The sequence below is a fragment of the Bacillus sp. FH genome (assembly GCF_052216825.1).
In the GTDB taxonomy this organism is placed as follows: Bacteria; Bacillota; Bacilli; order Bacillales; family Bacillaceae_G; genus Bacillus_A; species Bacillus_A paranthracis.
The window spans coordinates 827882-852654 of record NZ_JBQOUU010000001.1; the positions used below are offsets into that span (position 1 = coordinate 827882).

Below are 24773 nucleotides of genomic sequence, written 5' to 3' on the forward strand. Positions count from 1 at the left end.
CTATTATCTATGACCATACTACACGTATCCTCCATCTACTACATTTCATTTCTTCTCTACTCTTTCATTTTCACGTTCAATGGTACAACAAAAAAGTACTTCAAGGCATGTAGACTGCTTTGAAGTACTTTTTCAACTCTATTATTTTTCAGTAACATATGCCCACTTATAGCTGTATTCTGGGCTAATATTATGCTTAACAACACCTTTTACATGCGGTTTCATAACATAAGATCTAGCACTTTGATATAAAGGTACAAGAGCTACATCTTCTTCAAGAAGTAATTTCTCTGCTTTTCCTAGTTCCTCCCAGCGTTTCTTCGCATCACTCATTAATTCCCCACCAGCTTTTTTAATTATTTCATCATATTTCTGATCAGAGAAACTCATTTGGTTATGAGAGTGCTTACTTTCAAACATATCTAAATATGTCATTGGATCCGCATAATCTGGGCTCCATCCACCATATGAAATATCATAATCTTGATCTGATTCTAATTTAAGTTTTTGTTTAAACGGCTGCAGTTTAATATTTACTGTTACACCTTTTAAGTTTTTCTCAATTTGATCTTTTACATATTCCCCAACTTTTTTCGCATTACCAGTATCATAGTTTAAAAACTCAATTGTAACTTGATCTTTTCCAAGTTCTTTTTTCGCTTCTTCCCATGCAGCAGCTGCTTTTTTCGCATCTGGTTTAACACCGTTTTTAAACGTTTCTTGGAAGTCTTTCCCATCAGGTCCAGCTGCTAAGCCTTTCGGCACTAAATAATCTGCAGGTTTTGACCCATCATTTAAAATAACATTTGTTAAATTCTTTTTATCAATTGATAGCGCAATTGCTTCACGTAATTTCTTGCTCTTTAATGGTGTATCTTGTCCACCACGTTTCTGGTTTAAACGTATAAAGAACGTACTTGGTTCGTTATACACCCCATATTCCTCTTTATTATTTCTATATTTGTCAACAAATTCACCTGTTAATAAGGAGAAATCAATTTGACCACTATCATATAAATTCACATTAGTTGCTGGCTCTTTTACAACACTATAGTTAATTTCATCTAATTTTACAGTCTTTTTATCCCAATATTGATCATTCTTCTTCAGTTTCCAACCTTGCTCATGCTTCCAATCAGTAAGAACGAACGGTCCGTTATATACAGTTGTATCAGATTCTAAACCGTATTTATCCCCTTTTTCTTTTACGAATTTCTCATTTAATGGATAGTACGATGGGAATGCTACTAAGTTTAAGAAGTATGGTACTGCTTGTTCTAATTCAACTTCTAAAGTAAGGTCATCTACTGCTTTAACTCCAAGTTCTGTTACAGGTTTTTCACCTTTATTAACCGCTTCTGCATTTTTAATTGGGAATGCAATGAATGCATACTCAGCAGCTGTTTTTGGATCTAATAAACGTTGCCATGCAAATACGAAATCTTTCGCTGTTACAGGATCACCATTTGACCATTTTGCATCTTTACGTAATTTAAATGTATATTTTTTACCATCCTCACTCTTCGTGCTTGATTCTGCCGCAGCTGGGATTGGTTTATTCTCTTTATCTAAACGGTATAAGCCTTCCATTGTGTTCCCTAAAATTTGAGAGCCCAAAGTATCTGTACTCTTCGACGTATCCATTGTTGGAATTTCCTGATTTTCTGTTTTATTGAACACTTGTTTCGCTGCTAATTTTTCTTCTGATTTGCTATCTCCGCCAGAGCTAGAATTTGTGCTTGTCTTCTTATCTCCACCTGATGTAGAACATGCTGTCAATGCCATACTCATTGCTAAAACTGGTGCTACAACTGCTGTTAGTTTTTTCATTTTTTTCTTTTTCACTTTCTGTACCCTCCCTAATTCTTAACGCTCTCATTTAAGAATTTTCTGATAATTCTGTTTTTCTTTATATATTTATCAGAAGATTCTTATTAACTATTATTCTACTAATTTTTCGAGTTTTGTAAAGTGTTATTATTGAAAATTTTAAAAAAATTATTTTCTTACAGTAATATTCATAAAAATTCCATAATCTTTCGAAACACTATATCTCATTGAATTCTATGTATTGATTTAATAGTCTTTATATCCCTCCACCATAAAACACTTGTAAATTATTGTTAATAAATAATGTATACCGTAACAAACCTCTTTTCTACAAAAATAAAAAAGTCAGCTTTGCTGACTTTTTTATCCGACCATTTTCTCTTTTTTCATTTCCTCTATTACTCTCGTATACTTCTCTTCATCAAATTCATTTTCACTTTTTGCAACAACTACAGTCGCAATACCGTTACCAATTAAATTAACGATAGCACGTGCTTCTGACATGAAACGATCTACACCAAGTAATAGTGCTAACCCTTCTAATGGAATAACATTCATCGCAGATAAAGTAGACGCTAGTACAATAAAGCCTCCACCTGTTACTGCGGCTGCTCCTTTAGATGTAACTAATAAAATAGCTATTATAGTTAATTGTTGACCTAGTGAAAGATCGACGTGAAAGACTTGTGCTAAAAATATAGTAGCCATAGATAAATAAATTGTTGTTCCATCTAAGTTAAAAGAGTAACCTGTCGGAATGACTAAACCTACTACTGGCTTCGAACATCCGAAGTCTTCCATCTTTGTCATCATTCGCGGCAATACTGATTCTGATGATGATGTCCCAAGAACAATAAGTAATTCTTCTTTAATGTATGCTAAATATTTCCACAAACTAAATTTGTAAAATTTACAAATGAAATTTAAAACAATAAAAACAAATAATGCCATTGTTGCATATACACAAATCATTAATTTACCAAGTGGAATAAGTGTACTTAAACCATATTTACCAATTGTAAACGCCATCCCGCCGAATGCTCCAATTGGTGCTAATTTCATTACAATTGATAAAATGTTAAAAAATACTTTCGATAATCTTTCAAAAAAGTCGATTACCGGTTGTCCATTTTTCCCTAACATCGTTAACCCTGCACCGAATAAAATGGAGAAAAACAAAACTTGTAAAATATCACCTTTTGCAAATGCTTCAAACATGTTAGACGGCACAATATGTAAAAAGAAATCCATCCATTTCATTTCTTGTCCGCTTTGTACATATTGTGAAACATCTCCGCCCTTTAGTTTTGAAGGGTCTAATCCGTCTCCTGGACGCACAACATTCGCTACAATGATACCAATTATTAAAGCGGCTGTTGTAACAATTTCAAAATATAATAGTGCCTTCCCGCCAACACGACCTACCTTTTTCATACTTCCCATACTTGCAATACCAAGCACAATTGTTAAAAAGATAATCGGTGCAATAACCATTTTAATCATATTGATGAACGTTTCACCAATTGGCTTCATCTCTTGTCCAACACTCGGCCAAATCGCTCCTACTGCAATACCACAAATAATGGCCACAATAACTTGAAATGTTAAATTCTTTACAATTCTCATTTTTAATACTCCCTTATTTTTTCATTTCTCCCAAACTATTTTCATCACTAACATTTATTCTATGTGATGGCCCTCTGTTATGTAACTTAAACCTTAACTTTATGTTACACTATTATGTTAATTTTGAAAACAGTATATAACATTTGTATATAAACGACATACTATTTAACGTAATAAAAAGCAGACATCACATCTGCTTTAATTCTCCTCAATCTGCTTTTCACTTAATCCTAGATGTGTTCTAAGAGTATTGCTCAAACTCTGTAGATCTTTTTTATTAGGATTATAATAATATACACGTTGGCCGTTTGGGCCATTAGGTAAGTATAAATCATCACCAGCTAATTGTATTTTTTCAACTGAACTGTTTAAACCGTATTTATAAAAAGATAAAATATCATCCATTACTAAATTTGTTTTAAAATCACCGTCAACCGCCTCAACTATTTTTTCTAGCTTCGTAATCGATCCTACACTTTTTAATTTACTTAAAATCGCTTCCATAACAAGTTGTTGCCGCTGCCCTCTCATTGCATCACTATCAATATGACGCGTTCTTGCTAAGGCAAGTGCCTCTTCCCCTGTTAATTTTTGTAGTCCTTTTTTCAAATGGATTGCGTCAGGTTCATCTTTACTATTTTGCTCCGTAAATTCAACTGGGACATCTACTTCAATCCCATCTAATCCATCAACAATTTTAGTAAATGAATTAAAATTAAACTTTACAAAATAATCAACAGGCACTTGTAATAACTTTTCTACCGCTTCCACTGAAGCTTGCGGCCCTCCATCTTTACCATTTTTAACGAAACCACTTCCATATGCATGCGTTATTTTATCTTTTTTCTTTTCAACCGGAACATATGTGTATGTATCACGTGGTATGCTCGTCAATTTCACAGTCTTATCATCTTTATTAAAAGTAGCTAACAGCAGTGCATCTGTATGAAATGCACCATTATACTCCTTTTGTCGCTCTTGATTTTCATCAATTCCCATAATTAAAAGTGAAACATTATTAGTAATCGGTTTTACCGTTTCCTCACGTAAATTTGATTTTTCACCACGTGCCAAATTAACATTTGATTTTTGTACGAGATTAGAAGTTTTCATATATACGTAAGTACCATATCCAAATCCGCCAAATAATAATATCGCTAACAATACACTTATTATCGTTGTCTTTTTATATTTTCGTTTATTTTTCTTTTCTCTTGAAGAAGAATGATTCTCCATATAGTTTCCTCCGTTTTCTATTCATCTAATATATTTTTCACTTTCTCATAATTAGTGCTTTCCTTTTGAAATGTATTCTCTTTCAATCCTTTGTTTATTTGTATCCATTCTGTTGTAATCGAATATTGAATCATACCTTCGTGGAAACTAAGGAATTTTAGCATAATCCCTGTATTTTTCTCTACAACCATTTCAAATTTCCCTCTTAAATCTTCAGATGTACTTACAGGCATTTCTATATTTATTGTCCCTTCTATTTTGTAGCAATCCAGTCCAAGATACTTCGTTTCTTTATAATTCCAATCTTTATATCGAATTAATAAATCAGCAAATTCGGATTGAATACTATACTTCGCGAATCCCACATATTCATCATCATATCTTTTTTTCTCACCTGATTTTCTCAATAACCTTCCCGTAGGATTTAATTTTAATAGTTCATAGTTTCTTTCTTTCGGGCTCCATTTTGTTTCTTTGTACGTATACTTCTCATCATCAAATTCTTTTTTCTTGCCCTCGTTATATATAATGGTTCGTTTTTTCGTTAGCTTGTCTTCTTTTGAAGAGATTCCTCTTTGTTGCTCCGTATCAATCGCATATTTGTATGTTGTAGCAATTCTTGACGAACTAGAATATTCCTCAAATTGTCCTGAAATATTATTAAAATGATCAATGGAATCTAGCATCTTTTCATGAATCTTTTCTTTATCTGGATAATTTGCATTCGCTTTTATTTCCTCTTCATTTTCGTAATCAGAAAATGCCTTTTTCTTTACATATTCAAACACTCCGCCGTTTTGAGCAAAAATTTGATCAGAAAACTCCGACATAGACACAATGGAAAGTGCTAGAACAGCAGCACTTATAACCATCATATAAACTCTGTAACCTTTCTTTTTTACCGGAAGACTATGTAGTGTACGATTAATCTTTTCATTTAACTCTGGTGGTACTATAACATTCTCTTCGTTTATTCTCTTTTTTAATTTCTCATCAAATATTTTTTCATTATCCATCCTTTGCACCTCCTATTCCATCTTTAATCGTTTCTGTAGTTGTTCCCTCGCACGTGCCAATCTCGATTTCACTGTTCCTTTTGGTACTTCTAAAAGCTTCGCTATACTCTCTTGATTCATATCTTCATAATAATAAAGCACCGTAACAGCTCTTAACTCTTCATGTAACGATTGAATCGCATTACACAAATCTATATCTTCATACTGATCGCACGCACTCATATTGTAATCATTCTCTTCTGTCACAATTACCTTTTTATACGTTCTAATAATGTTGTTACATTCATTCATTAAAATTCGAATTAACCAAGTTTGAAAAAACTCTTCCTTCTTTAATTTTTTTATATTTTCATAGGCTTTTAAAATTGTTGTTTGTATCGCATCCTCTATATTTGTCTCATCACGTAACATAGCCTTTGCAATGCGATACATCTTCACTTTTTCTGTATGTATAAGAGTCATAAAAGCTTCATGATCACCTTTTTTCGCTAAGGAAACATCTGTTTCTTCTTTTACCAACATTTTATATAAAGGGATTACTTTCACAATTGCTCCTCCTGTTTCATCCTCGCTTCAAATTTAACTTTACATGTATTAGACGTATGAGCCTAGAAAAAGGTTCATTTTTTTGAATATTTTCATAAAAAAAGGTAAACATTTTTCATGTTTACCTTTTTTATACGTAACTCTGAGGAGATATCCATTTGGATCGACAACTTCAAAGCAATTATTTTCTTATAAAACAATAATGACTTTTCTACATCATTTACATATAGCTGCAACCCATTCGTTTCCTCCTCATCAAAAAAAGTCCACTCATATAGTGGACTTTCTACTCTACAACGGTAAATCCCTCTTCTTAAACAATACAATCGCTACTATAAAAATACAAAGCGCTCCCGCAGCTAAACCTATACTTACCGGCCATATATTATACGTTCCTTCCGCAATTTCTTTTGGACGAAACAGTGTAAATAACGATAGACTTTTCATCCACTCTAACTTATCACTTAATTTACCTACCATATTTAGTACAAAAAATAAAATAGTTAAACTTGCTGAGTAGCTAAGTGCTTTTCTTTCATCATTACATATACAAGAAAAGAAAAATGAATATGCACTAACGACTAAAAATATGAGCCCTCCTACTATATTTATCTTTAGGAATAATTCTTTATTTAAGTTATTATCACTTAAAAACCATTCTGCACCTACTATGCCCGCTACATACGTAACAACTACAATAATTAGTAGTCCTAATATGAGAACAGCGGCTTGTGTGATTGCAATTTTCACTCTAGATACAGGTGTCGCTAATAAATATGCCATCGCCCCTTTATCTACATGCCGGGCAATTAAATGTGTTGCAACTGTAACGCAAAAAATTGTTAATATGATAATAAACAATAGACTATAGTACTCACCAGCTAAAAAATCCATTACGTTTTGAATCGGACTTTCCATGCCAACAATTTTTTTCACACTATCAGGCATAGCGCTTATTAATTCATTTAAACCTTTCGCTGATACCATTGAAGGGAATATCCAAATTAACAACCATAAATATAGGGCTGCACCAGTTGCGTAACTCAAAATACTTTTTTGCGTCTCTTTCAAACTAGCTAAAAACAATTGCTTATTCATGCTTTACCCCTTCTTTCTTATCGTAATAATGCATAAATAAATGTTCTAAATCCATTGCTCTCGTTTGAAGTGCCGTTACATTATAGTTTGAAAGTATTTGTAAAACAGTTTGATAGTTTCCTTGTACGATAATCGATGCCTCTCTACCTTTTACCGCTTCAAATTGCAAATTACATTGCGTAAGAGATTTAATCTCTTCCTCTGATGATACGGTTACATCTATCACTTGTCGTCTCATACTTTGTAAATCATGAATATTTTCAACCGTTACAAGGCACCCATCTTTAATAATCGCTACTCGGTCGCATGTACGCTCAATTTCAGTGAAAATATGTGAAGACATAAGAATCGTTTTTCCCCTTTGCTTTTCCTCTACTATTAAATCTATAAACACTTGCTGCATAAGTGGATCGAGCCCTGAAGTCGGTTCATCTAAAATTAACACTTCTGGATCATGCATAAAAGCAGCAACAATCCCTACTTTTTGTTTCATTCCTTTAGACATTTTTCGAATCGGTGTTTTCACATCGAATTGTAGACGTTCTATTAATTCATCTCGTCTTTTCGTATCCTTTAGCCCACGCATTCCTTGCATTAACTTCAGAAATTCTAATCCGTTCATTCCTTCAATAAAAGAAATTTCACCCGGCAAATAACCAACTTCCCTTTGAATTTTCGCTGCTTCATTCCAACAATCCAATCCAAAAATTGAAGATTTTCCAGATGTCGGTTTTATAAATCCCATTAAATTACGAATCGTCGTTGATTTACCTGCACCATTCGGTCCTAAGTAACCGAACACTTCTCCTTCTTTTACATCAAATGTAATATGAAACAAGCCCTTTCCGTTCGAAAATTGTTTTGTGACATTTTGAACTGAAATCATAAATCCACCTCATTTTTTGAAATATTTAATGTATGATATTTCAAAATTATTGTACTCCTCCTCTTCCATATTCGCAACAACTTTTTGAAATATTTATATGTCCATATTTCAAAATTATTGTTTTCACCTATATTTTCCTGTATATTTTTATTGAGGTGATTGTATTGAATGGCTTTGAAAAAGTGAAAGAGAAGAAAAAACGCGCTATTAAAGAGGCAGCTTTCTTATTATTTTCAGAACGTGGATTTAATGAAGTAAAAATAGAACATATCGCAAAAGAAGCAAACGTTTCTCAAGTTACAATTTATAATCATTTTGGAAGTAAAGATGCGTTATTTAGAGAACTTATACAAGAATTTATCATATGTGAATTTCAATATTATAAAGATCTTGCAGCGGAAAAATTACCTTTTCATGATATGATGCAAAAAATGATTGTAAGAAAAATGAATACTGGTGGGTTATTTCAGCCGGATATGTTACTACAAATGATGCAAAGAGATGAAGAGCTCCGAAAGTTTATTTATAGTTATCAAAACGAAAAAATCTTGCCTTGGTATTTAGAAATATTAGAACAAGCACAGCAAAAAAATGAAATTAATCCCCACCTTACTAAAGAAATGATGTTACTTTACATTCAAATGTTTACTAAATTAGGTGATGATTTCGGGGCACAGCTTCTTGAAGGGGATCGTGAAAAACATATACAAGATATAGTCACTATGTTCTTCTATGGTCTTTCTGTTCCACAAAAATAAAAAGACACGAAATTCGTGTCTTTTTTATTTTATAGTGATAACTCTACCCGTTTCACTACTTTCAACCGCTAATTGAATCAACTTAATAACTTCTAAACCTTCTTGTGCTATCACAGGTAATTTCTCACCACTTATAATACTATCTCTTACACCTTTATAGTACATGTCATAACAGCCGACTTCTGTTGGAATACGTACTGACTCTTCTTCTGTTTCTAGAGTAGCAAAATTCTGTTCAATGTCTACCCCATAACCGTTATCGCCTGGCTTCATTCCATTTTTTAATTGTTCTTCCTGTGAATCCATACCGTATTTCACGATAGAACCTTTATCTCCATGCAGTGTAAAGTGTGGACCTGCCTTTTTCACATAACTGCTACTACGTAAAATGACACGTTTAACTCCGTAATGAAGTACTATGTGGAAATAATCATCAATTTCTGCACCTGGTCGTTGTTTGATTACATCTGCACTGATTGCATTTGGTTTCCCAAATAATGATAATGCTTGGTCAATTAAATGCGAGCCTAAGTCATATAATATACCTGATCCTGGTAAGTTTTTTTCTCTCCATCGATCACGTACATGTGGACGGAAGCGATCGAAATGCGCCTCATATGCGTATACATTTCCTATTCTATCCTCTTCTAATAATTTCTTTATCGTTAAGAAATCATTATCAAAACGGCGATTATGATATACACTTAATACCACATTATGTTTCTTTGCTAATGAAATAAGCTCTTCTCCTTCTTCAATTGAAACAACAAATGGTTTCTCTACAACAACATGCTTACCGTTTAATATTGCTTCTTTTACATATGGAAAATGAGTTGTATTTGGTGAAGTAATAACAACTAAATCAATATCAGCTCGCTTCACCAATTCATCAATTGTACTCAAGACGTTAGCATTCGGTAATGTTTCTTTTACTACCTCTTCTTTTGAAGATAATACGGCACGAATATCGTATTCTTCTATCGTTTGTAATAATGGGATGTGAAATGTTGTACTAGAAAATCCAAACCCTACAATCCCTACACCTATTTTTTTCATGTTGCCCCTCCATTTATCCCGCTATTTGTGGGTAGTAAGTCCACTTCATGAGAACGATTTCATTCAGTTATTATAACAAGATTATTATTATTTACATAATAAGTTGCCTAGAAAAAAGCATCTTGCCATTATTCATGGCAAGATGCTTTTTTTATTCCGGTCTTTTTTTCGTCCACGTTTCAATAACTTCACCAGTATCGTTAACATCTAGCACTAAACTACCGTTACTATACCGGTCTTTATTTCGATACGCTTTCGGATCAATTTCTTCTACGATATGTTTCTCTGTCTTCATATAAACTAGTTCATCGTCTCGAACGATTTCAATACCGACAATGCGGTATGGATTACGTTTTAATTCTTTGAAAATAACAAGACCTCGCTTCGCCCTCGTTGATTTCTCAATTTCTGATGCTTTTAGGCGTTTTACAGCACCGCGCTGCGTTACGAGAATAAGTTGATCTTTATCAGCATTTAATGGTTTACCAGAAGCGACATAGTCATCTTCTTTTAAATTAATTGCTTTCACACCAGCGGCTCTTACACCGACTGGACTTACTTCATCTTCATGGAAAATAAGTGCATATGCACCATGTGTAGCAAGAACGATATCACTCGTTCCATCTGTCGCAAATATATCAACAACTTCATCATCTTTTTTCAAGTTTACAGCAACGAATGCTCTAGAGTAACGTTGTACTTTATATTGGTTTAATTCTGTCTTCTTAATCATACCGTTCTTCGTTACAAATACGATAAATCGCTTTTCTTCCTCAAAGTTCGGTACGACAGTTGCCCAAATAATGGTTTCATCCCGGTCGAGTGAAACGATATTAGCAACGTGCTGCCCTAAATCTTTCCAACGAATATCTGGCATTTCGTATACTGGCAGATATATATAGTTTCCTTTATTCGTAAATAAGAGGACTGTCTCTGTCGTATTCGTATCGAATCGTTCAAGTAAGATGTCACCCTCTTTCATACCGAAGTCTTTGCCATTTGAGGCATTATGTGAGCGCCATCCAGTACGTTTCACATATCCTTCTTTCGTTACAGTAACGATGACATCTTCTTGTGGGATCATCACTTCTACATCGATTTTAATTTCCTCGATTTGATCTTCAATAATCGCGCGTCGATCATCACTATATGTTTTCTTAACTCTCTTTAAATCTGTTTTAATAACTTGAAGTAATCTTTTTTCACTTTGTAAAATTGCCTGTAGCTCAATAATTTTCTTATTAAGCTCATCTGCCTCTTGTTGTAGCGCTGTAATATCTGTATTCGTTAAACGATATAATTGCAAGGATACAATTGCTTCCGCTTGCGCTTCTGTAAAACCAAATTTCGCACTTAAATTATCTTTTGCATTACGCTTATCTTTTGAAGCACGAATCGTTTCAATAACTTGGTCTAAAATCGATAATGCTTTCTTTAAACCTTCTACAATATGTTGACGATTTTCTGCCTTTCGTAATTCATATTGTGAACGTCTCGTAACAACTTCTTTTTGATGGCCAATATATGCATCTAAAATTTTCGGTAATGTCATAAGCGTTGGACGACGATTATTAATCGCTACCATATTAAAGTTATATGGAATTTGTAAATCTGTATTTTTATATAAGTAATTTAAAATACCTTCAGAATTTGCTTCTTTTTTTAATTCTACGACAATGCGAAGACCTGTACGATCTGTCTCATCACGTACTTCAGCAATGCCATCTAATTTTTTATCTAGGCGTAACTCATCCATTTTCTTAACAAGGTTTGCTTTATTTACTTCGTATGGAATTTCAGTAATTACGATTTGCTGTTTCCCGCCACGAACCGTTTCAACCTCTGCTTTCCCGCGAATAATAATTTTACCTTTACCTGTTTCATACGCCTTTTTAATACCATCAATCCCTTGAATAATACCACCTGTTGGGAAATCTGGTCCTTTCATAACTGTTAATAAATCATCAACAGTACTATTCGGTTTATCAATACGCATCATTGTAGCGTCAATAACTTCTCCAAGATGATGCGGAGGAATTTCTGTTGCATAACCTGCGGAAATTCCTGTAGATCCGTTCACTAATAAGTTCGGGAACGCTGCTGGTAAAACAACTGGTTCTTCACTCGTATCATCAAAGTTTGATACGAATTCTACTGTTTCTTTATCAAGATCACGTAATAACTCCGATGCAATTGGTGATAATCGTGCTTCCGTATAACGCATTGCTGCTGCCGGATCCCCATCAACACTGCCGTTATTACCATGCATTTCAACTAAAACATTACGTACTTTCCAAGTTTGGCTTAAACGTACCATCGCCTCATATACAGAGGAATCACCATGCGGATGATAATTACCAATAACGTTACCGACTGTTTTAGCTGACTTACGGAACGCTTTATCGTGCACGTTTCCTTCTACATACATAGAATATAAAATACGTCTTTGTACTGGTTTTAAGCCGTCACGCGCATCTGGAAGTGCGCGATCTTGAATAATATATTTACTATAACGTGCAAAGCGATCACCTAACACGTCTTCAAGCGGGAGGTCATGAAACTTCTCTGCTTGCATGTTATTCCACCTCCGTCTCCATAATCATTTCATTTTCTAAAATATTTCCTTCTTCTTGCATACCAAACTGTACATTACGCTCAATCCATTTACGGCGCGGTTCTACTTTATCGCCCATTAATGTTGTTACGCGGCGCTCTGCTCTTGCTGCATCATCAATTTTCACGCGAATTAATGTACGTGTTTCAGGATTCATCGTTGTTTCCCATAATTGATCCGCATTCATTTCGCCAAGTCCTTTGTAACGCTGTAACATGTAACCTTTTCCAACTTTTTTCGTTACTTCATCTAATTCATCATCTGACCATGCGTATTCAATTACTTCACTTTTTCCTTTTCCTTTACTTACTTTGTATAAAGGAGGAAGTGCGATAAACACTTTACCAGCTTCGATAAGTGGTTTCATATATCTGTAGAAGAATGTTAATAACAATACTTGAATATGCGCTCCGTCTGTATCGGCATCGGTCATAATGACAACTTTATCGTAGTTAATATCTTCCACATCGAATTCATTGCCTACACCGCCGCCAATTGCATAAATGATTGTATTAATCTCTTCATTTTTGAAAATATCAGCAAGCTTTGCTTTTTCTGTATTAATTACTTTACCACGTAACGGTAATACCGCTTGGAAACGTCGATCTCGCCCTTGTTTTGCAGAACCACCGGCAGAGTCACCCTCTACTAGGTATAGTTCATTTTTCTGCGGGTTACGTGATTGTGCAGGTGTTAACTTACCACTTAATGTACCTTCTGATTTCTTTTTCTTTTTACCAGTACGCGCTTCCTCTCTCGCTTTACGAGCGGCTTCACGTGCTTGCGCTGCTTTAATTGCTTTTCTCACAAGAAGTGTGGCTACGTCCGGGTTTTCTTCTAAAAAGTAAGCCAAATGCTCTGATACAATGGCATCAATTGAAGAACGAGCTTCACTTGTACCTAGTTTCCCTTTTGTTTGTCCTTCAAACTGAAGTACTTCTTCTGGTACACGTACAGAAACGATAGCCGCTACACCTTCACGAATATCTGTACCTTCTAAGTTTTTATCTTTTTCTTTTAATAGTGAAACTTTGCGAGCATACTCATTGAACACACGCGTCATTGCTGTCTTAAATCCAGCTTCATGTGTTCCACCATCTTTTGTACGTACATTATTTACAAACGAAAGAATATTTTCTGAGTAGCCATCGTTAAATTGAAATGCTAGTTCTGCTTCAATCCCATTTTGTTCACCAGTGAAGTATACAACTGGGTGAATTGAATCTTTTTCTTCGTTTAAATAGGAAACGAAAGCTTCAATTCCTGTTTCATAATGAAAGACATCTTCTAAATCATTTCTTTCATCTTTTATTGAGATTTTCATCCCTTTTAATAAGAATGCAGATTCGCGTAATCTCTCACATAATGTTTCATAATTGTAATTTGTTGTACTGAAAATCGTTGTATCTGGTTTGAAATGCATTGTTGTACCAGATTCTTTCGTCTTTCCGATTTTCTCAAGCGTCGTTACAGGAACACCGCCATTTTCAAAGCGTTGTTCATAAATATTTCCGTCACGCTTAATCGTTACGACTAACCATTCAGATAAGGCGTTTACAACTGATGCCCCAACACCGTGTAAACCACCACTCGTTTTGTAACCACCTTGACCAAACTTACCACCGGCATGAAGTACAGTTAAAATAACTTCTGGTGTAGGTTTTCCAAGCTTATGCATTCCCGTAGGCATTCCTCGCCCTTTATCTATAACGCTAATACTATTATCTTTATGTATTACGACAGAAATTTCGTCGCCAAATCCCGCTAACGCTTCATCAACGGAGTTATCTACTATTTCGTATACTAAATGATGCAATCCACGGCTGTCCGTGCTCCCGATATACATACCCGGGCGTTTTCGAACGGCTTCAAGTCCTTCTAACACTTGAATCGCATCTTCATTATATTGGAACTGATGCTTCGCCAAACTCCTTGCCCCTTTCCTAATCCAAAATCAGAACATATGTTTCTATTATAGAATAACGCCTCGACTATCGTTTTGGCAAGTTATCTTATCTCTTTTATATACCATTTTCAATAGAAAAATCCTTGTTTTTTCACAAGGATTCCTCTAGGCTACTATTTCAGAAAAATAATCGTTTGTCAACGAGAAATGGATATGTATTCCAAGATTACACATTCCAAACCTTTATTATGATCCAAATGATCAATATCCAAAACGGGATTACAAGTAACAATCCCCAAAAACAGCCTTTAAAAAATCTCATGATGAACACCTCGTTCATCGGCCCTACTTATTATCATGAGGGCTGAAGCAATCTTCCTACCTTTACAATCTATACTATTTTGTCATCGCATGTTCTACTTTTATACAACGATCCATTATTACAGTATAGTCTTTTTCTTTTAAAAGTTTGTATGTATCTTCATCTTGTACTCCTAATTGTGCCCAAAAAACATCTGCATCAATCTCTACAAATTCTTTTGCAACATCCATTAAAAACTCTGAGCGACGAAATACATTTACAATGTCAACGTGTTCCTTAATATCCTTTAGTGAAGCAACTGCCTTTTCTCCAAGCACCTCATCTACTGTTGGGTTAACTGGAATAATGCGGTATCCAGCATCTTGCATTGCTTTTGAAACCATATACGATGTACGTTCTGGCTTATCCGATAAACCAACAACTGCAATCGTTTTGCTTTTCTTTAATACTTCACCAATTTCCGTACGAGTTGGGTTTTCAATTGTCATAAATTATCCCTCCTATTCCTTTAGTATAGCCGATAAAGAAAGTCTCTTTCAATATGAAAGAGACTTTCTTTTATTCCGATTATTGATTCTTTGTAGCTGAGTTATCTGCTAAAGTAGCTGTTTTCGTCATTTTTTGACCGTTACGATAGAATGTAACTTCTACCTTCTCTCCTACTTTTTTCTTTTCATATAAATATTTACGGAATTGAAGTGAATTTTCTACTTTTTGATTATCTAATGCTACTACAATATCATATTGCTCTAAACCTGCTTTTTCAGCCGGTGATATTGGGTAAATTTTACCTAATACAACACCGTTTGTTACTTCTTTCGGTACTTTCAATTGATTGACTGCATAAGCTTGCACATCTTCTAATGAAACAACACCTACTCCAAGCGCTGGACGTTTTACTACTCCATCTTTTTCAAGAGATTCAATAACTGGTTTTGCGATATTAATTGGAATAGCAAATCCAATTCCTTCAACTTCTTGTTGTGCAATTTTACTTGAATTAATCCCAATTATTTCTCCGTTTTGGTTAAATAACGCACCACCACTATTACCAGGGTTAATTGCTGCATCTGTTTGAATAACTTGAGCATTCCAATCTGCACGTTTATCGCCATCAATATCAACCGGAATTTCGCGTTCTTTACTACTGATTATACCTTCCGTTACACTTCCATCAAATCCTAGTGGGTTACCGATTGCAATTGCTTTTTCACCCGCACGGATTTTACTAGAATCACCTAAAGTGGCAACTTTATTTACATTAGCACCATCAATTTCAACAACAGCTAAATCTAACCAAGGGTCTTTCCCTACAAGCTTCGCATCTACCTTCTTGCCATCACTCAGTTTTACAGCAAGTTTATTTGCACCATCTACTACATGATTGTTCGTTACAATATATGCTTTATTTCCTGCCTTTTTATAAATAACACCTGATCCTGAACCAGCTTGTTGTTCTTGACCCGTCGGTTGCATTGCAAATGGATCAATACTTTGTTGCATATTAATAACACCTACAACAACATCTTTCGCGCCTTCAATCATACCAGGTAAGTCCGTTTCATTTTTTGCTTTATTGACAACAGGAACTACAGTACCTTCAACTTTTGAATCTGAACTAAAAGATGATACAGTCGCTCCATTATTTTGAGCCCATGGCATATATGGTGCCGCAAAACTAATTGAAACAGCCCCAACTACAGCTCCGACTAAACCTGTGAAAAAATAGCCTTTTTTACTGCCCGATTTTCTCACTTCTCTCGTTTCACTATGCTCTTCATTTAAATTTGGTCCGTCGTAATATCCCATGTTTACTTCCCCTCTCTGGTGAATTCGTATTTTTAGTATAGTCACGTTTTGTGTCCTTCTTGTGAACTCATCGTGAAATCCAATTAAAAAAATACACTTATTTAACATTGTAGACAAAAAAAGCATTTTTTGTACATTCCACCTGCAAAAGAGGATATAAAATTGTTATTTTCCTAGACTGAAGCACACAATACGTTCCAAGTTATTCTTCAAATTTATAACCAACACGAATAACAGTACCGATATGCTTCGCTTTATCTCCTAGCTTATTTCGTAGTTTTTTAATATGAGTATCAACAGTTCGGTCATCACCGTAATAGTCATATCCCCATAACTGATCTAATAAATGTTGACGTGACAACACAATTCCTTTGTTCTCCATTAAATAAACGAGAAGTTCAAATTCTTTATGTGTTAATATAATTTCTTCTCCATCTACTAAAACAGTTCTAGATAGACGATTCACTTCTATTCCAGCTAAAGACATAGCATTTTCTTCTGCTACCCCTACCACGCCATCCGCACGTTTCAGTAACGTCTTCGCGCGAGCTACTAACACTTTCGGGCTGAAAGGTTTCGTTACATATTCATCTGCACCTAATTCGAACCCTAGTAATGTATCATCCTCATCCGAACGTGCTGTTAGCATAATAATTGGTACTGCTGATTCTTTTCTAATTCGTCTACAAACAGACCATCCATCTATTTCTGGTAACATAATATCTAACATAATTAAATCAATTTCATGCTCTGCAAATAATTCTAACGCTTTTTTTCCGTCTTCTGCTTCGATTACTTCAAAGCCTTCATTGCGAAAATAATCGCTGACAATTTCACGTAATCTTCTTTCATCTTCAACAAGTAATACTGTTTTATTCATAATAATCTATCCCGCCTTTTTACTCTTTCAATCGAATAATACGTTGATTGGAGCTTCCGCGAAATGGAAGTGTTAAATCTTTTTTCTCGATTTCAAATCTTCCATCGACTAAAACATCCCCATAATGTAACAACTCTATCATATCATTATTTTGAGAACTCTGTATCTCTTCTAACGTATAACCTGTATACATCCATAGATTTTTTTTCAAATCTTTCACAGCTTTTGCTACTTTTTTCACTTCAGCAGCTTGGAAAAATGGATCTCCACCTGAAAATGTTACATCAGTTAATGGATTACTTGCAATCCCTTTCACAATTTCTTCTACTGTCATTTCAGTTCCATTACAAATATTCCACGATTTCGGATTATGGCAACCGAAACAACGATGCGGACAGCCCGCAAAAAACACGACTGTCCGCAACCCTTCTCCATCTACTACACTATCATGAATGATGTTCATCACTTTCATTTATGTTTCACCCGATCCATCTCTTCACTACGTTTCGCACTATTCCACTTCGACATATCTCCTACAAGATAACCTGTTATACGGCGAATTCTTTCTATATTAGCCTCATCTTCATTTCCGCAGCTCGGACATTCATTTCCAATAACTCCGTGATAACTACAGCACTTACAACGGTCAACAGGGTGATTAATTGAACCGTATCCAACGCCATTCTCTGCCATCGCTTGTACAATTTGTTTTAATGCCTTTTTGTTATGCATTGCTGCTCCATCTAGTTCAATATACGTAATATGTCCCCCGTTACATAGAGCGTGGAACGGGCCTTCTAAACGAATTTTATTTATCGCTTGCATGTTATAATAAACTGGAATATGGAATGAATTCGTATAGTAATTATGATTTGTTATACCGCTAATCACGCCAAATTCTTCTCTATCTTTTTTCACAAACTTCCCTGATAATCCTTCTGCCGGAGTTGCAATTACCGAGAAATTCAGTTCATGTTCTTCTGTCGCTTTATCCATTCTATCTCTCATAAAGGAAATGATTTCATACCCGAGTTTCCATGATTCTTCATCTTCTCCATGATGCTTTCCTGTTAAAGCTACTAAACACTCCGCAAGACCGATAAAACCAAGACTTAACGTCCCTTGCTTTAAAATGGATGCTACAGAATCTTCAGGCTGTAACTTTTCTCCACCGCGCCATACACCTTGTGAGTATAAAAATCGAAAATCTCTTGCTCGTTTCGTACATTGATACTCAAATCGCTCTAATAATTGCTTAATTCCTAAATCTAAATAATAATTTAACGCTTCAAAAAACGCTTCTTTTGAACCACTAATTAATGCTAATTTCACTAAGTTAATAGATGTAAATGATAAATTCCCTCTTCCAATCGCCGTTTCTTCTCCATGTATGTTCGACATAACACGAGTACGACATCCCATGTAACATACTTCACTTTCCGGTCGTCCATCATAATGCACAGCATTAAATGGCGCATCTAAAAATGAAAAGTTAGGGAATAATCGTTCAGCCGTTGTCTCTAACGCTAATTCAAATAAATCATAGTTCGGATCACTTTCTTCAAAGTTCACACCTTTTTTCATTTTAAAAATTTGAATAGGAAAAATTGGTGTTTCTCCTTTACCAAGACCAGCTTGTGTCGCTTTTAAAAGTTGTTTAATTAAAAGTCTTCCTTCTTTTGATGTGTCTGTTCCATAATTAATAGAAATAAACGGTACTTGCCCGCCGCCCCTACTATGCATACTATTTGAATTATGAATGAAAGCCTCACAAGCCTGATACGTATCATTTTCTGTTTCTTTCCACGCAAATTCTTCTATTTGTTCTTTCGTGAGCGGATATGACTGTAATCGTTTCTTATGTCTCTCTACGGTTTTTCTCACATATGGAGCTAAATCAACATCAAAGAGTGCAAACGATTGACCACCGTGCTGCATATTTTGATTCGCTTGAAAAATAATAGATGAAAGAGCTAATGCACTTTTAATGTCTTGCGGTTGTCTCATATGTCCATGTCCGGTATGAAAACCGTTCGCAAGCATTTGCGCTAACGGAATTTGTGAACAAGTCGTCGTTCCTGTCGCATAAAAATCTAAATCATGTGGATATAATATATTTTCATTTATCGCTTTTTTCACTTGATCTGACAATAAATTTTCCACAGCATAATATTTTGCACTCTCAGATGCGAACGTTCCCATTACTCCCATTGGAGAGCGGCCGTCTACATTTGCATTTTCTTGCATTAAATCTTGTTCATTGCCGTGGACAATCGTCTCAAACACTCTCATTAATTCTTCTCCACGTGTATTTTTTTGTAACATTTATAACCCTCCACCAATATGTTGTTGTATTTTGATTAAAATGTTACTACATATAGTCTTATTGTTTCTGTGAGAAATGTAACATTCCTGTGAAATTTTTTGCACGAAATAATGAATTTTTCATTTACAAAAAAGAAATGTGCTCTTTACAAATGTATGGTACAATATACGGGAAAAACTCTTTTTACCCTTTATCAACACATTTGAATAAAGGAGACTGAACTTATGGTTACTACATATCTTTTATTTATCGTTGCCTACTTACTTGGCTCGATTCCATTTGCACTAGTCGTTGGAAAGATTGGTTATGGAATTGACATTCGTGAGCACGGAAGCGGTAATTTAGGCGGAACAAATACATTCCGCACATTAGGGAAAAAAGCAGGTTTTATCGTTACAATTGCTGACATTTTAAAAGGTACATTAGCAACGAGTCTACCGATTATTTTCGCGTTAGATGTTCATCCACTATGGTTCGGATTAGCAGCTGTTCTTGGACATGTGTATCCGATTTTCGCGAAATTCCGTGGTGGTAAAGCAGTTGCAACTTCTGCTGGCGTGCTATTATGCTACTCACCAGTTGTTTTTGCAATTTTAGCTGTTGTCTTTTTCAGCCTTTTATTTACAACAAGATACGTATCACTTTCTTCTATGGTAACAGCTGTCGTTGCCGTTATCGCATCAATTGTTAGCGGGGATAAAATCTTCATTATTGCGATGTGTTTATTAGCAGGTATGGTTATTTATAAACACCGTGCAAATATTGGACGAATTATAAATAAAACTGAACCGAAAGCAAACTTTTCAAAAAAGCAAAAATAAGATCGTAACCCACATAACGCAAAAAGAAAACGTGAAGCATATTAATAGCGTCTTTTTGCGTTATTTTTTATACTAAAGAAAAAGCAACATAATTTGGAGGAACTATACATGAATCTTTCCGTAACAAAAGAAGCAGCACAATGGTATAAAAACGAATTAAACTTACAATCAGGTGAAACACTACGCTTTTTCGTACAATACGGTGGTTGCAGTACTGTGCAAAAAGGACTTTCTTTAGGTATTCGTAAAGATGATCCTGCACATCCTGCTGTGCAAATTCAAGAAGAAGATATTAACTTCTTTATTGAAAGCGATGATGAGTGGTTCTTCGATGGACATAATTTAGTTGTTACATTTAACGACGGTGATGATTTCCCGCAATTTAATTATGAAAAATAAAAAAACGTGGCTTCCGCCACGCTTTTTTATTTTTTCTTAATTTCCTCATATTTCGCATACCACTCTGGATAGAACTTTTTAAATGATACAGGGCGGAACCCTTCTTTTTTTGCACAAATATTCGTTGTACTTGCAGTAATACAAAGTTCGCCATCACCATTATAAATTTCATATCCATATACAACGCGAAGCGGGCTCACTGTATCAACCCACGTTTTTACAATTGCTTTTTCCCCGTAGCGCATCGCTTTACGATAAGAAATTTGCAAATCTAAAACAGGAGAAATAATTCCTTCCTTCTCCATTTCAACATATGAAAACCCTAAATCTTGTATAAGTTTCGTGCGACCTAGTTCAAGCCACACTAAATAGTTTGAATGGTAAACAACACCCATTTGATCTGTTTCCGCATAACGGATTTCAACTTCATGTTCTGCTACAAACATATGTATTCGCCTTCTTTCACTTCTGCTACCTTGCATACATTTAATCATAATACAGTGACATCAAAAATAAAATAAAAATAGTGAATCTTTTACCGAAAGGAGCAAGCATATGATTCAAATTGTAACGGTTCGTAGCGGTGATAGCGTATATAGCTTGGCATCAAAATATGGATCAACACCTGACGAGATAGTAAAAGACAATGGATTAAATCCAGCTGAAACACTCGTTGTTGGTCAGGCACTAATTGTGAATACGAAAGGAAATAATTATTATGTACAGCCTGGCGATAGCTTATATCGAATCTCTCAAACATATAACGTTCCTCTCGCTAGTTTAGCTAAAGTGAATAATTTATCTTTAAAATCCATTCTCCATGTTGGCCAGCAATTATATATTCCAAAAGGGACGAAACGAGCAGTAGAATCCATCGCTTATTTACAACCTTCAACTATCCCCATTAAAGAAAGTTTAGTTAATTCTACACGTGCTATTAATCCATTTTTAACATACTTAGCCTACTTCAGTTTCGAGGCAAAAAGAGATGGTACGTTAAAAGAACCAACTGAAACAGCTAAAATTGCTAATATTGCAACGCAAGGAAACACCATTCCTATGCTCGTTATTACAAATATTGAAAATGGAAACTTTAGTGCCGATCTAACATCCGTTATTTTACGTGATGCAACGATTCAAAATAAATTTATTACAAACATTTTGCAAACAGCTGAGAAGTACGGTATGCGAGACATTCATTTTGATTTCGAGAGCGTGGCACCTGAAGATCGCGAAGCGTATAATCGTTTTTTACGAAATGTGAAAACACGCTTACCTAATGGGTACACACTAAGTACAACACTTGTACCGAAAACAAGTTCAAATCAAAAGGGAAAATTTTTCGAAGCTCATGATTATAAAGCACAAGGTCAAATTGTTGATTTCGTCGTCATTATGACATACGACTGGGGTTGGCAGGGCGGACCACCGATGGCTATTTCTCCTATCGGTCCTGTAAAAGAAGTACTTCAATACGCAAAATCTCAAATGCCTCCGCAAAAAATTATGATGGGACAAAATTTATACGGATTCGATTGGAAACTTCCATTCAAAGAAGGAAATCCGCCTGCAAAAGCAATTAGCTCTGTCGCAGCTGTTGCACTAGCTCGTAAATACAATGTTCCGATCCGCTATGATTTCACAGCACAGGCTCCTCATTTTAATTATTTCGATGAAAATGGTGTACAACACGAAGTTTGGTTTGAAGATTCACGGTCTGTTCAAAGTAAGTTTAATTTAATGAAAGAACAAGGTATAGGTGGTATTAGTTATTGGAAGATTGGTTTACCATTCCCGCAAAATTGGCGTTTACTCGTTGAAAACTTTACGATTACGAAAAAGGGCTGACAAAAGTCAGCCCTTTTTGTACATTCTGTTAAGATTCATCTTTGATTTCACTTTTTAATGAGTCAATACTTTCTAAACGTCTTTGATTTTTTGCTTCAATAGCAGAACGATCTTTTTCATTAGAAAGCTCCGCTGTTTCTTTCGCTTCATTAAAGTTATCAATTGTATTTTGCACCATTTCTTGTAACTTTTCAGCGTTATCACTTCGATTATCTGGATTTGGCATGTACTTTCCTCCTAATATTGTATATACACACCATCTTAAATTACCTATCTTCCCTCAAATTTATACATAAAAAAGGAGAATACAATATTCTCCTTTTCTTTAACCGTTATCAACAATCGGTTGTTTACCCGTTTGGTCTTGCATTTGCTTCCCTTTATTGCCACCAGCTTTTTTGATTGTGTTCCAATATGATTCGGTACAAAGTCTTTTGAATTCTTTTTCGGATTACCCATTACTATCGCCTCCTTAACAGTAGTATCGTACTAGTGTTAAGAATTATTCAGCTTGCTTAAAAAGTTTCATTTCATAACGTTTTTCAATACGCTCTTCAATGCGATCGATTGCATCGCGATCGCTTAATAATTGTTGTTTATTTTCTTTCACAAGCTCGTCAAATGATTTGCGACGACTTCTTCTCATGCTGTTCACCCTCTCTCCTTCTCATTCTTACTATACATAGTATGAGCAAAGGAAAAACTCTTTAATCAGATTTGCAAGAAAATTTTATGTTTTAATACTCCTAAAAAAACTCCGTGTACAATAAAACGTACACGGAGTTTTTCACACCATAATATTTAAATACTCTTTTAACTTTTCATCTGCATTCATTTCACTTTGTTTATAGTCATGCAGCGCTTGCAGTACGAAATCATACTGTTCTAAAATATAACTTTCTAATTTCAGGACGTCCTCTAAGCAATTCAGCATAATTCTCGTATTACCAACTTCACTTTTTAACGCCGGTTCACAGGCTAAACTCGTACATATTTCTTTCACATCATCTTCTAATATGTCTGTTAATACGTATTTCTTTCGCCCTTTTACCTTTAATCTCATAACTGGATAAAAAGCTTTTATATCTAAATAGCTTCCTACATTCATGCAACGAATCCATTCGATATCACGTTTATTTCGTACAAGTATCTCTTTTACCGCTTCATATACTGCTGTCTCATCAAGTACTTCTGTATTCGATTTCCTTTTCGCCTCTCCTTCAATAGAGGCACATTTTTGATAAACTGCTGCACAAGTAATACAATCATCAAATGCATTATGAGAACTTAAACGAATTCCAAGCATTCGCTTTAACGTTTCAAGTTTATGATTAGGAGCGTGCTTCATATATTTCTTCGCTAAAAATACAGTATCAATCACTTTATTTTTCGGTTCCGGCAACCCCAGCATATTCACATTACTTTTCAAAAAGCGCATATCAAAAGATGCATTATGAGCGACAATTACATTCGTATGTAAAAATGCTAAAAATAAAGGTAACACTTCTTCAATCGTCGGTGCATCTGAAACACGATAATTTGTAATACCCGTTAAACTCGTTATTCGGTCTGGAATTGGACGCTCTGGATTCACATAGGAAACAAATTGATCTACTAGTTCATGATTACGATATTTCACTGCTGCCACTTGAATGATTTTATCATTATAAGGGTTAAATCCTGTTGTTTCAAAGTCAATTACAACATAATCTAACGGTAAGGATATATTCCCCACTCCAAATACACTCCTTTATCTCTCAACGTTTATATTTCTTTTATCATATCATGAAGCTTTC

Annotated in this window: 23 protein-coding genes and 1 pseudogene; 4 read left to right on the forward strand and 20 right to left on the reverse strand. The window is 34.9% G+C overall.

What is annotated here, in order from left to right; genetic code table 11:
• Window positions 1–141: 141 nt before the first annotated feature.
• The 7 genes from ACTT1L_RS04470 to ACTT1L_RS04500 form a co-directional block, all read right to left on the reverse strand.
• Complete coding sequence (locus ACTT1L_RS04470) at window positions 142–1845, reverse strand: peptide ABC transporter substrate-binding protein (protein WP_000727510.1); 1704 nt, start codon at window positions 1843–1845, stop codon at window positions 142–144.
• Window positions 1846–2193: 348 nt separating this feature from the next.
• Window positions 2194–3456, reverse strand: coding sequence for a dicarboxylate/amino acid:cation symporter (locus ACTT1L_RS04475; protein WP_061131677.1), 1263 nt, complete (start codon window positions 3454–3456; stop codon window positions 2194–2196).
• Between the two features lie 198 nt (window positions 3457–3654).
• Window positions 3655–4692, reverse strand: a complete 1038-nt coding sequence (locus tag ACTT1L_RS04480; RefSeq protein ID WP_000427602.1) for an LCP family protein — start codon at window positions 4690–4692, stop codon at window positions 3655–3657.
• A 17-nt stretch (window positions 4693–4709) separates the two neighbouring features.
• A complete protein-coding gene (locus ACTT1L_RS04485) occupies window positions 4710–5708 on the reverse strand; it encodes an anti-sigma factor (protein ID WP_071742853.1) in 999 nt (332 codons plus the stop codon).
• Window positions 5709–5720: 12 nt separating this feature from the next.
• On the reverse strand, window positions 5721–6254 hold the full coding sequence (locus ACTT1L_RS04490; RefSeq protein ID WP_000864754.1) for a sigma-70 family RNA polymerase sigma factor: 534 nt from the start codon (window positions 6252–6254) through the stop codon (window positions 5721–5723).
• Between the two features lie 291 nt (window positions 6255–6545).
• Window positions 6546–7352 carry an ABC transporter permease subunit gene (locus ACTT1L_RS04495; protein WP_071742852.1) on the reverse strand — a complete coding sequence of 269 codons (807 nt, stop codon included), beginning with the start codon at window positions 7350–7352 and terminating at the stop codon, window positions 6546–6548.
• The gene (locus ACTT1L_RS04500) at window positions 7345–8238 is read right to left on the reverse strand and encodes an ABC transporter ATP-binding protein (RefSeq protein WP_071742851.1); all 894 of its coding nucleotides are present in this window, start codon (window positions 8236–8238) and stop codon (window positions 7345–7347) included. The genes ACTT1L_RS04495 and ACTT1L_RS04500 overlap by 8 nt, the downstream gene beginning before the upstream one ends.
• A 155-nt stretch (window positions 8239–8393) precedes the next feature.
• Between ACTT1L_RS04500 and ACTT1L_RS04505 the strand changes: the two genes are divergently transcribed.
• Complete coding sequence (locus ACTT1L_RS04505; protein WP_235061219.1) at window positions 8394–8996, forward strand: TetR/AcrR family transcriptional regulator; 603 nt, start codon at window positions 8394–8396, stop codon at window positions 8994–8996.
• Window positions 8997–9020: 24 nt separating this feature from the next.
• Here the strand turns inward: ACTT1L_RS04505 and ACTT1L_RS04510 are convergent, their stop codons facing one another.
• The 8 genes from ACTT1L_RS04510 to ACTT1L_RS04545 all read right to left on the reverse strand — a co-directional run bounded on the left by ACTT1L_RS04510 (window position 9021) and on the right by ACTT1L_RS04545 (window position 19908).
• Complete coding sequence (locus ACTT1L_RS04510; protein ID WP_000719751.1) at window positions 9021–10052, reverse strand: oxidoreductase; 1032 nt, start codon at window positions 10050–10052, stop codon at window positions 9021–9023.
• 151 nt (window positions 10053–10203) lie between these two features.
• Complete coding sequence (parC, locus tag ACTT1L_RS04515) at window positions 10204–12627, reverse strand: DNA topoisomerase IV subunit A (RefSeq protein ID WP_001147475.1); 2424 nt, start codon at window positions 12625–12627, stop codon at window positions 10204–10206.
• A gap of 1 nt (window position 12628) precedes the next feature.
• Window positions 12629–14593 carry a DNA topoisomerase IV subunit B gene (gene parE / locus ACTT1L_RS04520; protein WP_001062205.1) on the reverse strand — a complete coding sequence of 655 codons (1965 nt, stop codon included), beginning with the start codon at window positions 14591–14593 and terminating at the stop codon, window positions 12629–12631.
• Window positions 14594–14968: 375 nt separating this feature from the next.
• A complete protein-coding gene (locus tag ACTT1L_RS04525; protein ID WP_000151382.1) occupies window positions 14969–15382 on the reverse strand; it encodes a CoA-binding protein in 414 nt (137 codons plus the stop codon).
• A gap of 79 nt (window positions 15383–15461) precedes the next feature.
• Window positions 15462–16703, reverse strand: a complete 1242-nt coding sequence (locus tag ACTT1L_RS04530; RefSeq protein ID WP_000542648.1) for a S1C family serine protease — start codon at window positions 16701–16703, stop codon at window positions 15462–15464.
• A 202-nt stretch (window positions 16704–16905) separates the two neighbouring features.
• Window positions 16906–17583: a response regulator transcription factor gene (locus ACTT1L_RS04535; protein ID WP_001044683.1), complete on the reverse strand. Its 678-nt coding sequence runs from the start codon at window positions 17581–17583 to the stop codon at window positions 16906–16908.
• A gap of 19 nt (window positions 17584–17602) precedes the next feature.
• On the reverse strand, window positions 17603–18055 hold the full coding sequence (gene nrdG, locus ACTT1L_RS04540) for an anaerobic ribonucleoside-triphosphate reductase activating protein (RefSeq protein WP_071742850.1): 453 nt from the start codon (window positions 18053–18055) through the stop codon (window positions 17603–17605).
• The gene (locus ACTT1L_RS04545; protein WP_000939609.1) at window positions 18052–19908 is read right to left on the reverse strand and encodes an anaerobic ribonucleoside triphosphate reductase; all 1857 of its coding nucleotides are present in this window, start codon (window positions 19906–19908) and stop codon (window positions 18052–18054) included. Before ACTT1L_RS04545 ends, nrdG begins: the two co-directional genes overlap by 4 nt.
• A gap of 225 nt (window positions 19909–20133) precedes the next feature.
• On the opposite strand from ACTT1L_RS04545, the gene plsY reads away from it, so the two are divergent.
• Both plsY and ACTT1L_RS04555 read left to right on the forward strand, forming a co-directional pair.
• Window positions 20134–20730, forward strand: a complete 597-nt coding sequence (plsY, locus tag ACTT1L_RS04550) for a glycerol-3-phosphate 1-O-acyltransferase PlsY (protein ID WP_000258966.1) — start codon at window positions 20134–20136, stop codon at window positions 20728–20730.
• A gap of 108 nt (window positions 20731–20838) precedes the next feature.
• Window positions 20839–21129: a HesB/YadR/YfhF family protein gene (locus tag ACTT1L_RS04555; protein ID WP_001054442.1), complete on the forward strand. Its 291-nt coding sequence runs from the start codon at window positions 20839–20841 to the stop codon at window positions 21127–21129.
• A gap of 26 nt (window positions 21130–21155) precedes the next feature.
• On the opposite strand, the gene ACTT1L_RS04560 is transcribed toward ACTT1L_RS04555, so the two are convergent.
• Window positions 21156–21575: an acyl-CoA thioesterase gene (locus ACTT1L_RS04560; protein ID WP_000495810.1), complete on the reverse strand. Its 420-nt coding sequence runs from the start codon at window positions 21573–21575 to the stop codon at window positions 21156–21158.
• A gap of 109 nt (window positions 21576–21684) precedes the next feature.
• On the opposite strand from ACTT1L_RS04560, the gene ACTT1L_RS04565 reads away from it, so the two are divergent.
• A complete protein-coding gene (locus tag ACTT1L_RS04565) occupies window positions 21685–22977 on the forward strand; it encodes a glycosyl hydrolase family 18 protein (protein ID WP_000614849.1) in 1293 nt (430 codons plus the stop codon).
• A 28-nt stretch (window positions 22978–23005) separates the two neighbouring features.
• On the opposite strand, the gene tlp is transcribed toward ACTT1L_RS04565, so the two are convergent.
• From tlp to ACTT1L_RS04585, 4 genes and pseudogenes are all read right to left on the reverse strand, one after another.
• Window positions 23006–23203 carry a small acid-soluble spore protein Tlp gene (gene tlp, locus ACTT1L_RS04570; protein WP_001133509.1) on the reverse strand — a complete coding sequence of 66 codons (198 nt, stop codon included), beginning with the start codon at window positions 23201–23203 and terminating at the stop codon, window positions 23006–23008.
• A gap of 99 nt (window positions 23204–23302) precedes the next feature.
• Window positions 23303–23436 (reverse strand): annotated as a pseudogene (gene sspN, locus ACTT1L_RS04575) (acid-soluble spore protein SspN).
• Between the two features lie 43 nt (window positions 23437–23479).
• A complete protein-coding gene (locus ACTT1L_RS04580) occupies window positions 23480–23623 on the reverse strand; it encodes an FbpB family small basic protein (protein ID WP_001254697.1) in 144 nt (47 codons plus the stop codon).
• Between the two features lie 141 nt (window positions 23624–23764).
• Window positions 23765–24712, reverse strand: coding sequence for a 3'-5' exonuclease (locus ACTT1L_RS04585; protein WP_071742847.1), 948 nt, complete (start codon window positions 24710–24712; stop codon window positions 23765–23767).
• Window positions 24713–24773: the final 61 nt, after the last annotated feature.